Raw genomic sequence first — 13311 nt, forward strand, 5'->3', positions numbered from 1 at the left:
CCGATGTTCCTGCTGATCGACACCGCCTCGCTCGGCTGCTCGCCGCGATCGCGCTCGGCTCCATCGCGACCCTCGCCGGGCGAGGGGCGTCCCCCGCGCCGAAACCGGCGGTCTGACCTGCGGAAAACGCACACGGGCGAATACTGTCCGGAGTGGTGGCGCGCTAGTACTTGCCAAGCTGTGACAAGCACGGCGAAAGTATGCGCATGGTGTCCTTCGATCCGGCAAGCCTGCTCACGGTCGCGCACGCCGAAGCACTCGCCGGGCTGGCGGAGGGCGGTGTCCCGATCGGCGCCGCGCTGTTCACAGTGGACGGTGAGCTGCTCGGCAAGGGGCACAACCGGCGCGTGCAGGACGGTGACCCCGCGATGCACGCCGAGACGGCCGCCTTCCGCGCGGCGGGCAGGCGGAGCCACTACCGCGACACGGTGATGGTGACCACGCTGTCGCCGTGCTGGTACTGCAGCGGCCTCGTCCGGCAGTTCGGCATCGGCCACGTCGTGATCGGCGAGGCCGCCACCTTCTCCGGCGGGCACGACTGGCTCGCCGAAAACGGCGTCGGCATCACCCTGCTCTCGGACGCCGCCTGCACCGAACTGATGACGCGTTTCATCGCCGAGCACCCCGAGCTCTGGTACGAGGACATCGGCGCCGAAACATCCGGGAGCGGAACGTGAACCGCACGTCGGTACCCCTCATCGATCTCGCTCCGTGGTTCCACGGCGACATGGCCGACCGCGCCGCCGTGGCCACCCGCATCGACGAAGCCCTTCAGGACTCCGGATTCCTGCTCATCGGCGGGCACGGCGTGCCGGACGACCTCCGTGCCCGCGTCCGGCAGCTCGCGAAGCGGTTCTTCTCCCTCGACCACCCCGCCAAGGCCAAGTACTCGGTCGCGGTCGGCGGCCGTGGATGGCTCCCGCCCGGCGTCGAAGCGAACGCCTACGCCGAAGGCACCGCGACCCCGCCCGATCTCAAGGAGTCGCTTTCGTCGGGGGCCGACGCCGCGATCGGCGACGCCGAGGTCGACGCGTTCTGGTTCCAGCCGAACGTGTGGCCGGACGAGGTGCCCGAGCTCGCCACCGTCGCCAGGCGCTACATGGCCCACATGCGGCGGGTCTCGGACGAGCTGCTGACCGTGTTCGCCAGCGCGCTCGGCCTCGCCGCGGACCACTTCACCCAGCACACCCGCCACCCCACCTACACGTTCAACATCAACTGGTATCCCTCCCGCGGCCGGGTCGGCACCCCGGAGGAGGGGCAGTACCGGATCGGCCCGCACACCGACTTCGGCACGGTGACCGTGCTCGACCGCCAGCCGGGCGCACGCGGGCTGCAGGTGTTCAACCGGGCGGGCGAGTGGGAGGACGCACCGTCCGAACCGGACACCTTCACGGTCAACATCGGCGACCTGATGGCCAGGTGGACCGGCGACCGGTGGCGCTCGACGCGGCACCGGGTGCTGGCGCCCGAGGTGGGTGACGGGGACGCGATGTCGCTCATCTTCTTCTACGAGACCGATCACGACGCGCGGATCAGGTCGCTGGGGCCGCCCGTCGGGCACACCGCGTACCCGGAGGTGGTGGCGTCGGAGTACCTGCGGTCCAAGCTCGACGCCATCTCGCTCGGCTGACGATCCGCCACGGGTTTCCGGCGAGCCGCCGGGCGCGCCGGCACCTACGGCGGGTTCCGCCCGCGAGCGCCCGATGCGCGACGCCGCTCCGCCGCGAAGCCGACGGAACGCTCAGCACCCACGCCGACCTTCCTGGCACGTCGCCGAGGTGGCCACCGGCCTCGGCTTCCCCAAACGGCAGCGTGATCACCGGCGACGGCGCGCTGGCGAACCGCCACCCCTTGGCGTCGTTCAGCGAGCCCGCGTCAGCCCCCGACCAGCACGACGTCGCTCGGCTCTGCGGAGAGCCCGAGCGGCACGCGCGCGACGATCTTCAAGCTCTTCGCGTCGATCGCGACCACCGTGCTGGACGCGTTGGTGGTCACCCACACCTCGTCCTTGCCCGCGGTGAGCCCGGTCGGGATGTGCCCGACGGCGGCCACCGTGTGCCGGACGCGCCTGCTCCCGGTGTCGATCACCGAAAGGGTGTCGGCATTGGCGTTCGTCACGTACGCGGCGTGCCCGTCAGGGCTGATCGCGACCTTCCACGGTGCCTCGCCCACCGGGATCCGCGCGATCACCGCGGCCGAGCGGGCGTCCACCACGGAAACGGTGCGCTGCCAGGTGTTCACGACGTAGACCTGCCGCCCGTCCGGCGTCACCGCGACGCCACCGGCCCGTGCCTGGTCCGCCAGCCTCGTCCGCACCCGGCCCGTCTCGATGTCCACAACGGACAGACCGTCGTAACAGGTGGTGTAGAGGGTCTTGCCGTCCGGGCTGACCGCGACGGCGTGCGGGGCGAGCCCCGCCTCGATCGTCGCGGACACCTTGCCCGCCGCCGTGTCGAGCACCGACACCGTCGTGGACCCGCCGGGCCCGGTGTCCGGCCCGGTGTTCGCGACGAAGACGTGCTTGCCGTCCGGCGCGGCCGCGATGCCGTGCGGGTAGAGGCCCACCGTGATCGAGGAGGTGATCTTGTTGGTCTTGGTGTCCACAACGGACACATCGCTCGCCCCGGAGTTGGTCACGTACAGCCGGTTCCCCGCCTCCGCCATGCCGTACGGGTTGGTGCCCGCGTCGATACCGCCGGCCAGCTCGTGCTTCGCCGCGTCGATGATCGAAATCGTGTAGTTCACGATCCCGCACGCGTAGGCACGCCTGGTCGCCGCCACCTCGGCGCCGGCGACGTTCGCGGGCACGCCGGGAAAGCTCGTGCCGCCGAACCCTTCCGGGAAGTCGGCGCGATGGGTCGTCGCGCTTTCGACCACGCGGCTGGCCGAAAGCGCCCGTGCCCCGCTCAGTGCCGTGGCGGTGCCGGCCGGGCGCGCCTTCGCCGCGACGTCCTGCGCCGGGGGTTTCTGGTCCTTGCCGGGGATCTCGGCGGGCGGCAGGGTCGCGACGTCGTGCTCCGCCTGCCACAACGCGTCCTTCGTCCCGGGCAGCTCCGGGAACGGGCGGTGGCCGTCGAACCCGAGCGCCGAAGTCAGGTCGCCGAAGGTGGCGCGGCGCCACGCGGAGATGTTCGGCTCGCGCACCCCGGTGATCTTCTCCAGGAACCGCAGTACCGAGGTGTGGTCGAACGGCTCCCGTGCGACGAACCCGCCCTGCGTCCAGGGTGACACGATTACGCACGGGACCCGGATCCCGGCGCCGATCGGGACCCCGTCGACGAACTCGTCCTTCGTCCCCTTCGGCGGGGTCGGCGGGATCATGTGGTCGAACAACCCGTCGTTCTCGTCGTAGTTCAGGATGAAGACGGTCTTGTTCCACACCTCCGGGTTCGCCGCGACCGCGTCGAGCTGCTGCGCGACGAAGTCCGCGCCGGACGCGGGAAGGTAGTCCGGGTGCTCGCACTGCGGCGAGGTCGGGATGATCCACGAGACCGTCGGCAACCGGTCGTGCAGCGCGTCGTGGGCGAACCGGTCGGCGGGCGAGATCGCCAGCCCGTGCCGGTACAGCGGGGAATCCGGGCCCGCGTCCTGGTAGGCGGCGAAGAACTCGAGCGGGTTGCAGCCGTAGTCGTCCTCCTCCTGGTAGACGTGCCACGACACGCCCGCCTTCGTGAGCCGCTCCGGATAGGTCGTCCAGCCGTAGGGCTCCTTCACCACGTTGCTGGTGATCGGGCCGCCGCCGGTGCCGGCCGGATCGATCATGCCGGTCCAGTGGTAGAGCCGGTTCGGCCACGTCGGCCCGAGCAGGGAGCAGTGGTAGCGGTCGCAGACGGTGAACGACTCGGCGAGCGCGAACTGGAACGGGATGTCCTCGCGCGTGTAGTAGCCCATCGTGTAGGGGCCGTGCTCGTCGCCGTCCGCGGCGCGGTGCGCTGGCAGCCAGTTGTCCATCTTCCCGTTGTGCCATGCCGAATGCTGCACCTTCCAGGCGTGGCTGGTGGACGGGATCGCCTGCGCGCTGGTGGTCTTCGTGTCCAGGTGGAACGGCAGCAGGTAGCCCGCCGGATTCTTCTCGTCCGGCTGGTACAGCACGGATTTCCCGTTCGGCAGCTTGGCCATGTCCGGATCGGCGAACCCGCGCACCCCGGGGAGGGTGCCGAAGTAGTGGTCGAACGACCGGTTCTCCTGCATGAGCACGACGACGTGCTTGATCTCGCGCAGTGGACCGGGCCGGCGCGGGGTCTGCGCCATGGCGCGGCGCAGGTTCGGCGGCAGCAGGCTCGCCGCCGCCGCACCACCGAGCACACCGCCGGTGGCACCGAGCAGCTTTCGCCGGGATATTTCGGGCATATCGACCGCCAGTCCTTCCCTCACCGCACCGGGCGCGGTGCGCACGACCCCAGTTCGTACCCGCCCGAGCACACCCGACCGGGAGCCGTCCCGCAACCCGGCGAGAGGCGGATTCCCCTTTCGGCACAAGGATCATTCGGGCACGACGGGCATACCAGCCGTCCGGTGCGGGCCGGGCCGCCGGGCCCCGGCTGTAGACAATGGACGCATCAGGTCGTGGCAAGGTGGCACCGGCAAGTCCGGCCACGCGAACAGGAGAAAAGGTGCGCACGATCTACGTCGTCACCCACCCGGAGGCGACCCATCACGTCGACCGGGTGGTGGGTGGCTGGCACGACTCGCTGCTCACCCCGGCCGGGACGCGCGCGGCGGCGGCGATCGCCGCGTCGCTGCGGGATCGGATACCCGAAGGCGCCGGCGTGGAGATCTTCTCTTCGGATCTCCAGCGCGCCTCGCAGACCGCCGCCGCGGCCGGCGAGGCGCTCGGGGTGGAGCCCGTCCTGGACGAACGGCTGCGAGAGAAGTCCTACGGCGAGGCCGGGGGCAGGCCGCAGGACTGGCTCGACCGCAGGTTCGTGCCACCTCCTCCCGCCGGAGACCGGATGCGGCACGACGAAGGCGTCCCCGGCTCGGAAACCAAGGCCGCCTTCGCCCGGCGCGTCTACGCGTCCATGGAACGGATCCTGGCAAGTCCCCGCGAACACCAGGTCGTCGTGACGCACGGCGGCACCCTCACGTTCGTCGTCGCCTCGTGGATCCGGATGCCGCTCGACTCGGCGGACTACGTCAGCTTCCGCGCCGCGTCCGGCAGCATCACGGTGCTTCGCGAGGACGACGTCTTCCACAATCGCGAGGTGCTCGTCGGCTCGGCCCCCTAGCTCGAACCGGCGGCAAACTCACCGCCGTGCCCGTTATGCGGGGAGGGCGTCTCCGGGGAAGCCGTGGCACGGGTGCACCTCACAGCGAATCATCCCGGCTCGCACGCAGGGATCCGCGGCCATGATCTCGGCGGCTTCCCCGGCGGGCACGGTCATGATCGCGACACCGGCGACGGTATCGGAGCCGACCGGGCACAGGATCGCGATCACCCCCTCGGCGCGCAGCGACACCATGCGCCGCTGGTGTTCGAGTTCGATCGCGTCCGCGCCGTCCTTGGTCCGCTCCGGGCCCCAGTGAAGGAGCGCGAGGCTGTAGGGCTTCGCGGTCGAGGCCAGCGCCTGAATCTGTTCGTTGGTCACGGTCGTGTTCATGACTTCCCCTTATTTCTCGACGCGCTCGGCGAGTGAAACGATGATTCCTTCGGGCCCGCGAACGTAGGCCATCCGCCATGCGCCCTCGTATTCGCCGATGCCTCCCACCAGGCCGTAGCCCTCGGTCGCGGCGTGGTCGACCGCGGCTTTGAGGTCGTCCACCTCGAAGGCGACGTTGCGCAGGCCGAGTTCGTTGGCAGGCGCGGCGGGCGAACCCGGGAGGTGATCGGGCCGAGTGAAGCTCGAAAGCTCCAGGGTCGTACCGCCGCCGGGCGCTCGCAGCATGACGATCTCGGTGCGGGCGCCGGTCATGCCGATCACCGTGTCCAGGAACTCGCCTTCGACGGCCATCCTCGGATCGGCCTCCAGGCCGAGGCTGACGAAGAACGCCGTCGCGGCGTCGAGGTCGGCGACGGTGATGCCGACGTGATCGAAGCGCTTTACCAACGCCATCGGATACCCTCCAGAGTTTCTTCAAGAAACGTTCTAGGGAAGATAGCACCCCGAGTTTCGTAAGGGAACCCCATTCGGCTCAGGCGGCGTTCGGCGGACGCGCGGACAGCGCCACACATCTCCTCGCCCGCGGAGCCGGCCCCACCTGCCGCGACACCGGATTCGGCAGCGCTGACCGGGCGAAGCCACGCCACGGCGGCTGCCGGGTATGACGGGGGTATGCGACCGGAACCAGGGCAGGTACTGCACTTCTCCGAGGACCCCTCGATCGCGCGGTTCGTCCCGCACGTGGCGGCCACGGCACGGCAACCGGACGCGTTCGTATGGGCCGTCGACGCGGCACGGTCACCGGACTACTGGTTCCCCCGGCAGTGCCCGCGCGCGATGGCCTGGGCGACGCCGTCCACCACGGATGACGATCGCGCCCGCTTTCTCGGGCCGGGAGCCGGCGAGCGGGTGCACGCCGTCGAGTACGGCTGGCTCGAGGCGATGCGCACGGTCCGGCTGTTCGCGTACCGGTTTCCCGCTGAGCGGTTCGTGCCGATGGGTGACCATGCCTGGGTCGCGGTCGAACCGGTGGAACCGCTCGGGGCGGCCGAGCGGGTCGGCGACCTGTTCGAACTCCACGAAGCAGCCGGGATCGAACTGCGCGTGCTGCCGAAGCTCAGCGAGTTCTGGGCCTCGGTGGTCGCCAGCACGTGCGGCTTCAGCGGGATCCGGCTCCGGAACGCGCGCTAGCCAAGGGAAATCAGCCCCGCGTCGGTCCGGCGGAAACCGCACGCGTCGAAGTAGAACGCGCGCAGGTGCGGCTCGAAGTCGACGTGCAGCCAGGTGCATCCGGCGCGGGCGGCCTCGGCGGCAGCGCGCCGGACGAGTTCGGCGCCGATGCCGAGGCGCTGGTGCTCGGGGCGGACCTTCGGGTCGAGCAGGAAGGCGTGGTCCGCGCCGTCCCACGCGACGTTGGCGAAACCGACGAGGCCGGGCACGCGCGCGGTCATCCAGCCGAGGCTGTGCGCGCGGACGCGGGTCCACCATCCCGGCTCCGGATCGCCGCCGTGCGAACGGGTCAGCTCGACCAGTTCCTCATCGGTCACTTCGGCGCGCCAGCGGTACTCGATGCCCACCCCGTCACGATCCACCTTCGCCCGCCGGTCCCGGCACGCACCTTGACACCAGGATTGGTCTAATCCACTGTAGGTGCGCCAGGCACCCTCCTCGCTGACTCCGCCGCCTCAAGCATCGGAGGTGCTCCACGTGCGGGACGACGCCGTCCCGCAGACGATGTTGGAGGACCTATCCCATGAAGAGCATTCGACGGCTGCTGACCGTCGCGACCGCGGCAGGTGCCGCACTCGGCCTCGCGATCGGAGCAGCCCCGTCGGCGGGGGCGCTCAACGCCGTGGACCCGGTGACCGCCTCCCCGTACCTGTACCAGTGGGGCGCCGTGCCCAACGCCGCCAACGTCATGAAGTCGACAGGCGTCAAGGCGTTCACCCTCGCCTTCGTGCTGTCCGACGGCGGCTGCAACCCGAAATGGGACGGCAACCGCGAACTCGGCGGCGCCGACGCCACCCTGATCAACACCATCAGGAACGCCGGCGGCGAGGTGATCCCGTCGTTCGGCGGGTGGTCCGGCAACAAGCTCGGCCAGAAGTGCCCGTCGGTCTCCGCGCTCGCCGACGCCTACCAGAAGGTGATCAGCCGGTACAAGCTCAAGGCCATCGACATCGACATCGAGGCGGGCGAGTTCGAGAACAACGCGGTGCAGGACCGCGTGCTCGGTGCGCTGAAAACGGTGAAGCAGAACAATCCCGGGCTCAAGGCCGTCATCACCATGCCGACGAATGTCAGCGGCCCGAACTCGTGGGGCCAGCGCCTGATCAAGCAGTCGAAGGCGCTCGGCGCGGATATCGACGCGTGGTCGGTGATGCCGTTCGACTTCAGCAACGGCGGCGACATGGCCGCCATGACCAGGAGCGCGGTGGACGGGCTGAAGAACCAGCTCAAGAGCACCTACGGCTGGTCGGACGACCAGGCCTACCGGCGCAGCGGCCTGTCCTCGATGAACGGGAAGACCGACAACGCGGGTGAAGTGGTGTCGGTCGCGAACTACCAGGCGATCCGGGACTACGCCACGAGCAAGCACCTGGCGCGGTTCACGTTCTGGGCGACCAACCGGGACCACGGCAACTGCGGCGGTTCCTCGGACAGCTGCAGCGGGATCCCGCAGGGCGACTTCGACTTCACCAAGATCGTCGCCGGGTACAACGGCTGAGGCGAGACCGGCGTGGCGGTGGCGATCCCGCCGCCACGCCCGCTCCCTCAGGCGACGGCGGTGACCTCGATCGCCGCGCGCCCCGCTTCGGTCAGCTCAGCGGGCACCCTGGCCAAGGCAGACGCTCTGTCGGCAGGCCGGATCAGTCCGCCGCGCGCCAGCGCGTGCGCGGTCACCTGATCGCAGCAGGAGAACCCGTCGATGAACAGGTCGGGCTCGCAGCTACGGGACATCTGCGCGCGATGCGCGGCCACCGCGCGCAACATCGCCATCGCGCGATGGGAAAGCTCTACCCCTGTACCGGACACCGTGGTTCATCCCCTTCTCGACAACTGAGCGTTACTAGGCCTATCGCCTACTGCTCCGTTAGTGTTAACGAGTTTTTGGACGAACATCACGTTGACGTGGTTCCGTAGCGGCGGGTAGTAATTCCGACCCGAGTACGCGCGACCACTGGCGGATGATCTGCCGGCGCCGCCGGGTGTCGTCGGTCAGCAGGTTCGCCAGTCCCAGCCCGCGCGCGAGGTCGAGGGTGGCCTGGACCAGTTCCCGCACGCCGGGGTGCGACTCGTCCACGCCGAGCAGTTCCACCGCCAGCCGGTGCGCTTCGCGACCCACCCGCGCTTCCAGCGGCACGAGCGTGCCCCGCAGGCCCTCATCGGTGGAGGCGGCGACCCACAGGTGCAGCGCGGCGCGGAACATCGGGCCCGCGTACAGGTTGAGCAGCATGTCGACGACGGCTTCGATCCGGGAAGACCCGGTCGGCAGACCGTCCGCGTGCCGCTTCAACTCGGTGATCTGCACTTCGCCGACGTGTTCCACGGCCGCCGCGACCAGGTTCTCGCGTGCCGGGAAGTGGTGCTGGGCCGCACCGCGCGACACCCCGGCGCGCTCCGCGATCAGCGCGACCGTCGTCCCGGTCCAGCCCAGCTCGCCGATGCACTCCACCGCGGCGTCGATCAGACGGCGCCGGGTGGTCCTGCTCCGCTCCTGCTGGGGCTCCCGGATCATCAGGCAGGCTCGACCCAGAAATCGAGCGCGAGGTCGTCGTCCGAGTCGCCGATCCGGTACTTCGCGAAATCGGTGACGCCTTCGGCGGCCAGCACCTCGTCGTCGATGAAGAAGTTGCCGGACACCTCGCGGCTCGGCTTGACGAGGATCGCGTGCGCCGCGTCGGCCATGATCTCCGGTGTCCGCGACCGGTTCGCCAGCTCGGCGCCCACGACGTTGCGGATCGCGGCGGTGTCGATCGTGGTACGCGGCCACAGCGAGTTCGCCGCGATGCCGTCGGCGCGCAGTTCGGCGGCGAGCCCGACGGTCACCAGGCTCATCGAGTACTTCGCGATGCTGTACGCGAGATGCCCGGCCTCGAACCACTTCGGGTCGAGGCTGATCGGCGGCGACAGCGTCAGCACGTGCGCGTTCGAGGACTTCTTCAGGTGCGGGATGGCGGTCTTGGCCAGCAGGAAGGACCCGCGCGCGTTGATGTCCTGCATGAGGTCGTAGCGCTTCATCGGCACGGACTCGGTCGGCGTCAGGTCGATCGCGCTCGCGTTGTTCACCACGATGTCGAGCCCGCCGAACTGCTCGACGGTCCGCGCCACCGCCGCCTCGACGGCCTCGTCGTCGCGGATGTCGCCGACGATCGGCAGCGCGTGACCACCGGCGTCCTCGATCGCCTTGGCCGCGGTGTGGATCGTGCCGGGCAGCTTCGGGTGCGGTTCGGTGGTCTTCGCGATCAGTGCGACGTTCGCGCCGTCGCGCGCGGCGCGCACCGCGATCGCTTCACCGATCCCCCTGCTGCCGCCGGACATGACGAGGGTCTTGCCCGCGAGTGTCATGCGTTCTCCCTGGTACGACTCAGTAGGACTTGGGAAGGCCGAGGCTGTGCTGGCCGACGAAGTTCAGCACCATTTCCCTGCTGACCGGGGCGATCCGGCCGAGCCGGACCGCGGAGAGCAGGGTGCCGAGCCCGTATTCGGAGGCCAGCCCGTTGCCGCCGTGGGTCTGCACGGACTGGTCGACGGCATGGATCGCGGCCTCGGCGGCGGCGTACTTCGCCATGTTCGCGGCCTCGCCCGCGCCGAAGTCGTCACCGGAGTCGTAGAGCGCGGCGGCCTTCTGGGTCATCAACTTCGCCAGCTCGACCTCGATCTTGACCTGGGCGAGTGGATGCGCGAGGCCCTGGTGCGCACCGATCGGCGTGCCCCAGACCTGGCGTTCCTTCGCATAGGCGACGCCCTTGTCGAGCGCGTAGCGCGCGATGCCGAGCGAGAACGACGCGCCCATGATCCGCTCGGGGTTGAGCCCCGCGAACAGCTGCGCGATCGCCGCGTCCTCCGAGCCGACGAGCGCGTCCGATGGCAGGCGCACGTCGTCGAGGAAGAGGCCGAACTGCTTGTCGGCCGAGACGATGTCCATCTCGATCTGCCGGTACTCGAACCCTGGCGTATCGGTGGGGACGATGAACAGCGCGGGCTTCAGCTTGCCCGTCTTGGCGTCTTCGGTCCTGCTGACCACGAGCACGGCGTCCGCCTCGTCGACGCCGGAGATGTACACCTTCCGTCCGCTCAGGACCCAATCTCCCCCGTCGCGCTTGGCCGTGGTGGTGATGCGGTGCGAGTTCGAGCCGGCGTCCGGTTCGGTGATGGCGAACGACATCCGCACGCTGCCGTCGGCGAAACCGGGCAGCCAGCGCTTCTTCTGCTCGTCGGTGCCGAACCTGGCCACGACGGTGGCGCAGATCGCCGGGGACACCACCATCAGCAGCAGCGGGGTGCCCACCGCGGCGAGTTCCTCGCACACCGCCGCGAGATCACCGATCCCGGCGCCCCCGCCGCCGTACTCCTCCGGCACCGACACGCCGAGGTAGCCGAGGCGACCCGCCTCGTCCCACAGCTCGTTCGTCTTCCCGCCGGTGCGAGCCTGCTTGATGTAGTACTCGTGGCCGTACTTGCGGCCCAGTTCGGCGGTCGCCTTCCGCAGTGCGACGCGCTCGTCGGACTCGTTGAAGTTCATGGTCATGCTTCCTTCGCCTCCACCACCGCGAGCACGGCTCCGACCTCGACCTGCTTGCCGACCTCCACCGGAAGCTCCGCGACGACGCCGTCGGCAGGCGCGGAGATCCGGTGTTCCATCTTCATCGCTTCGAGCCACAGCAATGGATCGCCCTCCGCCACCGCGTCCCCCGCCGACACCGCGATCCGGACGACGGTGCCGGGCATCGGCGCCACGAGCGACCCGGCGGCGAGCGCGGAGTTCGGGTCCGCGAACCGGGGTTCGGCCGCCAACACCACCGAACCGAGCGATGAGTCCACATAGGACGTACCGCCGTAGCGCGCGACGTCGAACACCCGGTGAACGCCCGCGGTGTCGAGGACAACTCGCTCCGGAGTGGACTCCACCAGCGTGACGTCTTCGTACCCGTCGGCAACGAGCCCGTCACGGGTGAGCGAGTACACTACTTCGTACTCGGTTTCGCCGTGCGTGAACCGCTTCCGCTGACCGGTGGACCGGACGTTGCGCCAGCCGCTCGGCAGCCGGGGCCACACCGTCGCGCCCGCCCGGTTCCCCGCCGCGTCGGCCAGTGCGGCGGCGAGCGCGGACAGCCGGACGGTGTCCTCAGTGGACAGCGGCGTGGCGAGCGTGGCCAGGCCGTGCCGGTCGAAGAAGACGGTGTCGGTCTCCCCGGCGAGGAACGCGTCGTGCCTCAGGACGTTCACCAGCAGGTCCCGGTTGGTGACCACACCGTGGATCTTCGCCGAAGCCAGCGCCTTCGCGAGCCTGCGTGCCGCGCTCCCCCGATCCGGCGCCCACGCGATCACCTTGGCGAGCATCGGGTCGTAGTGCACGCCGACCACCGAACCGCTGACGAAACCGGAGTCCAGCCGGAGCCCCGGCCCGTGCTCGAAGGAGAGGTCGACGTCCGGGATTTCGAAGCGGTGCAGGGTGCCGCTCTGCGGCTGCCAGTTCGCCGACGGGTCCTCGGCGTAGAGCCGGACCTCGATGGCGTGCCCCGTCGACGGCGGCGGGTCCACCGACAGCGGCGCGCCCTCGGCGACGGAAAGCTGCAGCGCGACGAGGTCCACTCCCGTGGTGCACTCGGTGACCGGGTGCTCGACCTGCAGCCGCGTGTTCATTTCGAGGAAGTAGAACCGGCCGTCCGGCCCGGCGAGGAACTCGACGGTTCCGGCGCCGACGTAGTCGATCGCGTTGGCCGCCTTGCGGGCGGCGTCGAACAGCTCCTCCCGCATGGCCGCGTCGACGAACGGCGAGGGTGCCTCCTCCACGACCTTCTGGTGCCTGCGCTGGATCGAGCACTCCCGCTCCCCCAGCGCCCACACCGTGCCGTACCGGTCGGCCAGCACCTGAACCTCGATATGCCTGCCGGTTTCGAGGTAGCGTTCGCAGAACACCGTCGAGTCGCCGAACGCGGACCCCGCCTCGGCGCTGGCGCCTTCCACCGCCTCGGCAAGCTCGTCCAGCTTCCTGACCACGCGCATGCCTCGGCCGCCGCCCCCTGCGGAAGCCTTGACCAGCAAGGGAAGATCGGCTTCAGTGACCTCGCCGGGGTCCAATTCGGACAGTACGGGAACCCCGGCCGCAGCCATCAGCCGCTTCGACTCCACTTTGGAGCCCATCGTCTCGATCGCCTCCGGCGGCGGGCCGACCCAGGTGAGCCCGGCGTCGAGCACCGCCCGCGCGAACGCGGCGTTCTCCGACAGGAAGCCGTATCCGGGGTGCACCGCGTCGGCCCCGGTGGCCGCGGCGGCCTTGACGAGCAGATCCGCGCGCAGGTAGGTCTCCGAAGGCGCGTTGCCCGGCAACCGGACGGCCGTGTCGGCTTCGCGGGCGTGGGGCGCGTCGGTGTCGGCGTCGGAGAACACCGCGACGGTGCCGATCCCGGCGTCACGACAGGAACGGAACACCCGGCGGGCGATCTCACCGCGGTTCGCGACCAGCAGGTTCTGGATCATCTCA

General features: G+C 69.9%; 14 protein-coding genes. 5 read left to right on the top strand and 9 right to left on the bottom strand.

The annotated features are described in order from the left end of the window. The first annotated feature begins 206 nt into the window (after positions 1-206). Together ABD256_RS29260 and ABD256_RS29265 are read left to right on the top strand one after the other, a co-directional pair. Entirely contained in the window at positions 207-677 is a 471-nt protein-coding gene (locus ABD256_RS29260; protein ID WP_344426010.1) for a nucleoside deaminase, read from the top strand. Next, positions 674-1633, top strand: coding sequence for an isopenicillin N synthase family dioxygenase (locus ABD256_RS29265; protein ID WP_344426012.1), 960 nt, complete (start codon positions 674-676; stop codon positions 1631-1633). Before ABD256_RS29260 ends, ABD256_RS29265 begins: the two co-directional genes overlap by 4 nt. A gap of 245 nt (positions 1634-1878) precedes the next feature. On the opposite strand, the gene ABD256_RS29270 is transcribed toward ABD256_RS29265, so the two are convergent. Beyond that, on the bottom strand, positions 1879-4353 hold the full coding sequence (locus tag ABD256_RS29270) for an alkaline phosphatase family protein (protein ID WP_344426014.1): 2475 nt from the start codon (positions 4351-4353) through the stop codon (positions 1879-1881). A gap of 263 nt (positions 4354-4616) precedes the next feature. Between ABD256_RS29270 and ABD256_RS29275 the strand changes: the two genes are divergently transcribed. Next, positions 4617-5231, top strand: a complete 615-nt coding sequence (locus tag ABD256_RS29275; protein WP_344426016.1) for a histidine phosphatase family protein — start codon at positions 4617-4619, stop codon at positions 5229-5231. A gap of 33 nt (positions 5232-5264) precedes the next feature. Here ABD256_RS29275 and ABD256_RS29280 read toward each other — a convergent pair whose 3' ends face one another. After that, entirely contained in the window at positions 5265-5603 is a 339-nt protein-coding gene (locus tag ABD256_RS29280) for a YciI family protein (RefSeq protein WP_344426018.1), read from the bottom strand. Positions 5604-5612: 9 nt separating this feature from the next. Then, a complete protein-coding gene (locus ABD256_RS29285; RefSeq protein WP_344426021.1) occupies positions 5613-6056 on the bottom strand; it encodes a VOC family protein in 444 nt (147 codons plus the stop codon). A gap of 219 nt (positions 6057-6275) precedes the next feature. On the opposite strand from ABD256_RS29285, the gene ABD256_RS29290 reads away from it, so the two are divergent. Next, complete coding sequence (locus tag ABD256_RS29290; RefSeq protein ID WP_344426023.1) at positions 6276-6794, top strand: DUF6886 family protein; 519 nt, start codon at positions 6276-6278, stop codon at positions 6792-6794. On the opposite strand, the gene ABD256_RS29295 is transcribed toward ABD256_RS29290, so the two are convergent. Next, entirely contained in the window at positions 6791-7180 is a 390-nt protein-coding gene (locus ABD256_RS29295; protein ID WP_344426026.1) for a GNAT family N-acetyltransferase, read from the bottom strand. The two genes, ABD256_RS29290 and ABD256_RS29295, sit on opposite strands and share 4 nt — an antisense overlap. Positions 7181-7356: 176 nt before the next feature. Here ABD256_RS29295 and ABD256_RS29300 point away from each other — a divergent pair, with 176 nt between their 5' ends. After that, positions 7357-8331, top strand: a complete 975-nt coding sequence (locus ABD256_RS29300; protein ID WP_344426029.1) for a chitinase — start codon at positions 7357-7359, stop codon at positions 8329-8331. A gap of 47 nt (positions 8332-8378) precedes the next feature. Here ABD256_RS29300 and ABD256_RS29305 read toward each other — a convergent pair whose 3' ends face one another. The 5 genes from ABD256_RS29305 to ABD256_RS29325 form a co-directional block, all read right to left on the bottom strand. Further along, complete coding sequence (locus ABD256_RS29305) at positions 8379-8603, bottom strand: hypothetical protein (protein WP_344426032.1); 225 nt, start codon at positions 8601-8603, stop codon at positions 8379-8381. 100 nt (positions 8604-8703) lie between these two features. Next, on the bottom strand, positions 8704-9342 hold the full coding sequence (locus tag ABD256_RS29310; RefSeq protein ID WP_344426035.1) for a TetR/AcrR family transcriptional regulator: 639 nt from the start codon (positions 9340-9342) through the stop codon (positions 8704-8706). Continuing rightward, positions 9342-10172, bottom strand: coding sequence for an SDR family oxidoreductase (locus ABD256_RS29315; protein ID WP_344426038.1), 831 nt, complete (start codon positions 10170-10172; stop codon positions 9342-9344). The genes ABD256_RS29310 and ABD256_RS29315 overlap by 1 nt, the downstream gene beginning before the upstream one ends. 19 nt (positions 10173-10191) lie before the next feature. Then, entirely contained in the window at positions 10192-11349 is a 1158-nt protein-coding gene (locus ABD256_RS29320; protein ID WP_344426259.1) for an acyl-CoA dehydrogenase family protein, read from the bottom strand. A 2-nt stretch (positions 11350-11351) separates the two neighbouring features. Next, positions 11352-13307 carry an acetyl/propionyl/methylcrotonyl-CoA carboxylase subunit alpha gene (locus ABD256_RS29325; protein WP_344426040.1) on the bottom strand — a complete coding sequence of 652 codons (1956 nt, stop codon included), beginning with the start codon at positions 13305-13307 and terminating at the stop codon, positions 11352-11354. Positions 13308-13311 lie beyond the last annotated feature (4 nt).

Origin of the sequence: Amycolatopsis minnesotensis, from assembly GCF_039529815.1 — a bacterium.
GTDB classification, from domain to species: Bacteria; Actinomycetota; Actinomycetes; order Mycobacteriales; family Pseudonocardiaceae; genus Amycolatopsis; species Amycolatopsis minnesotensis.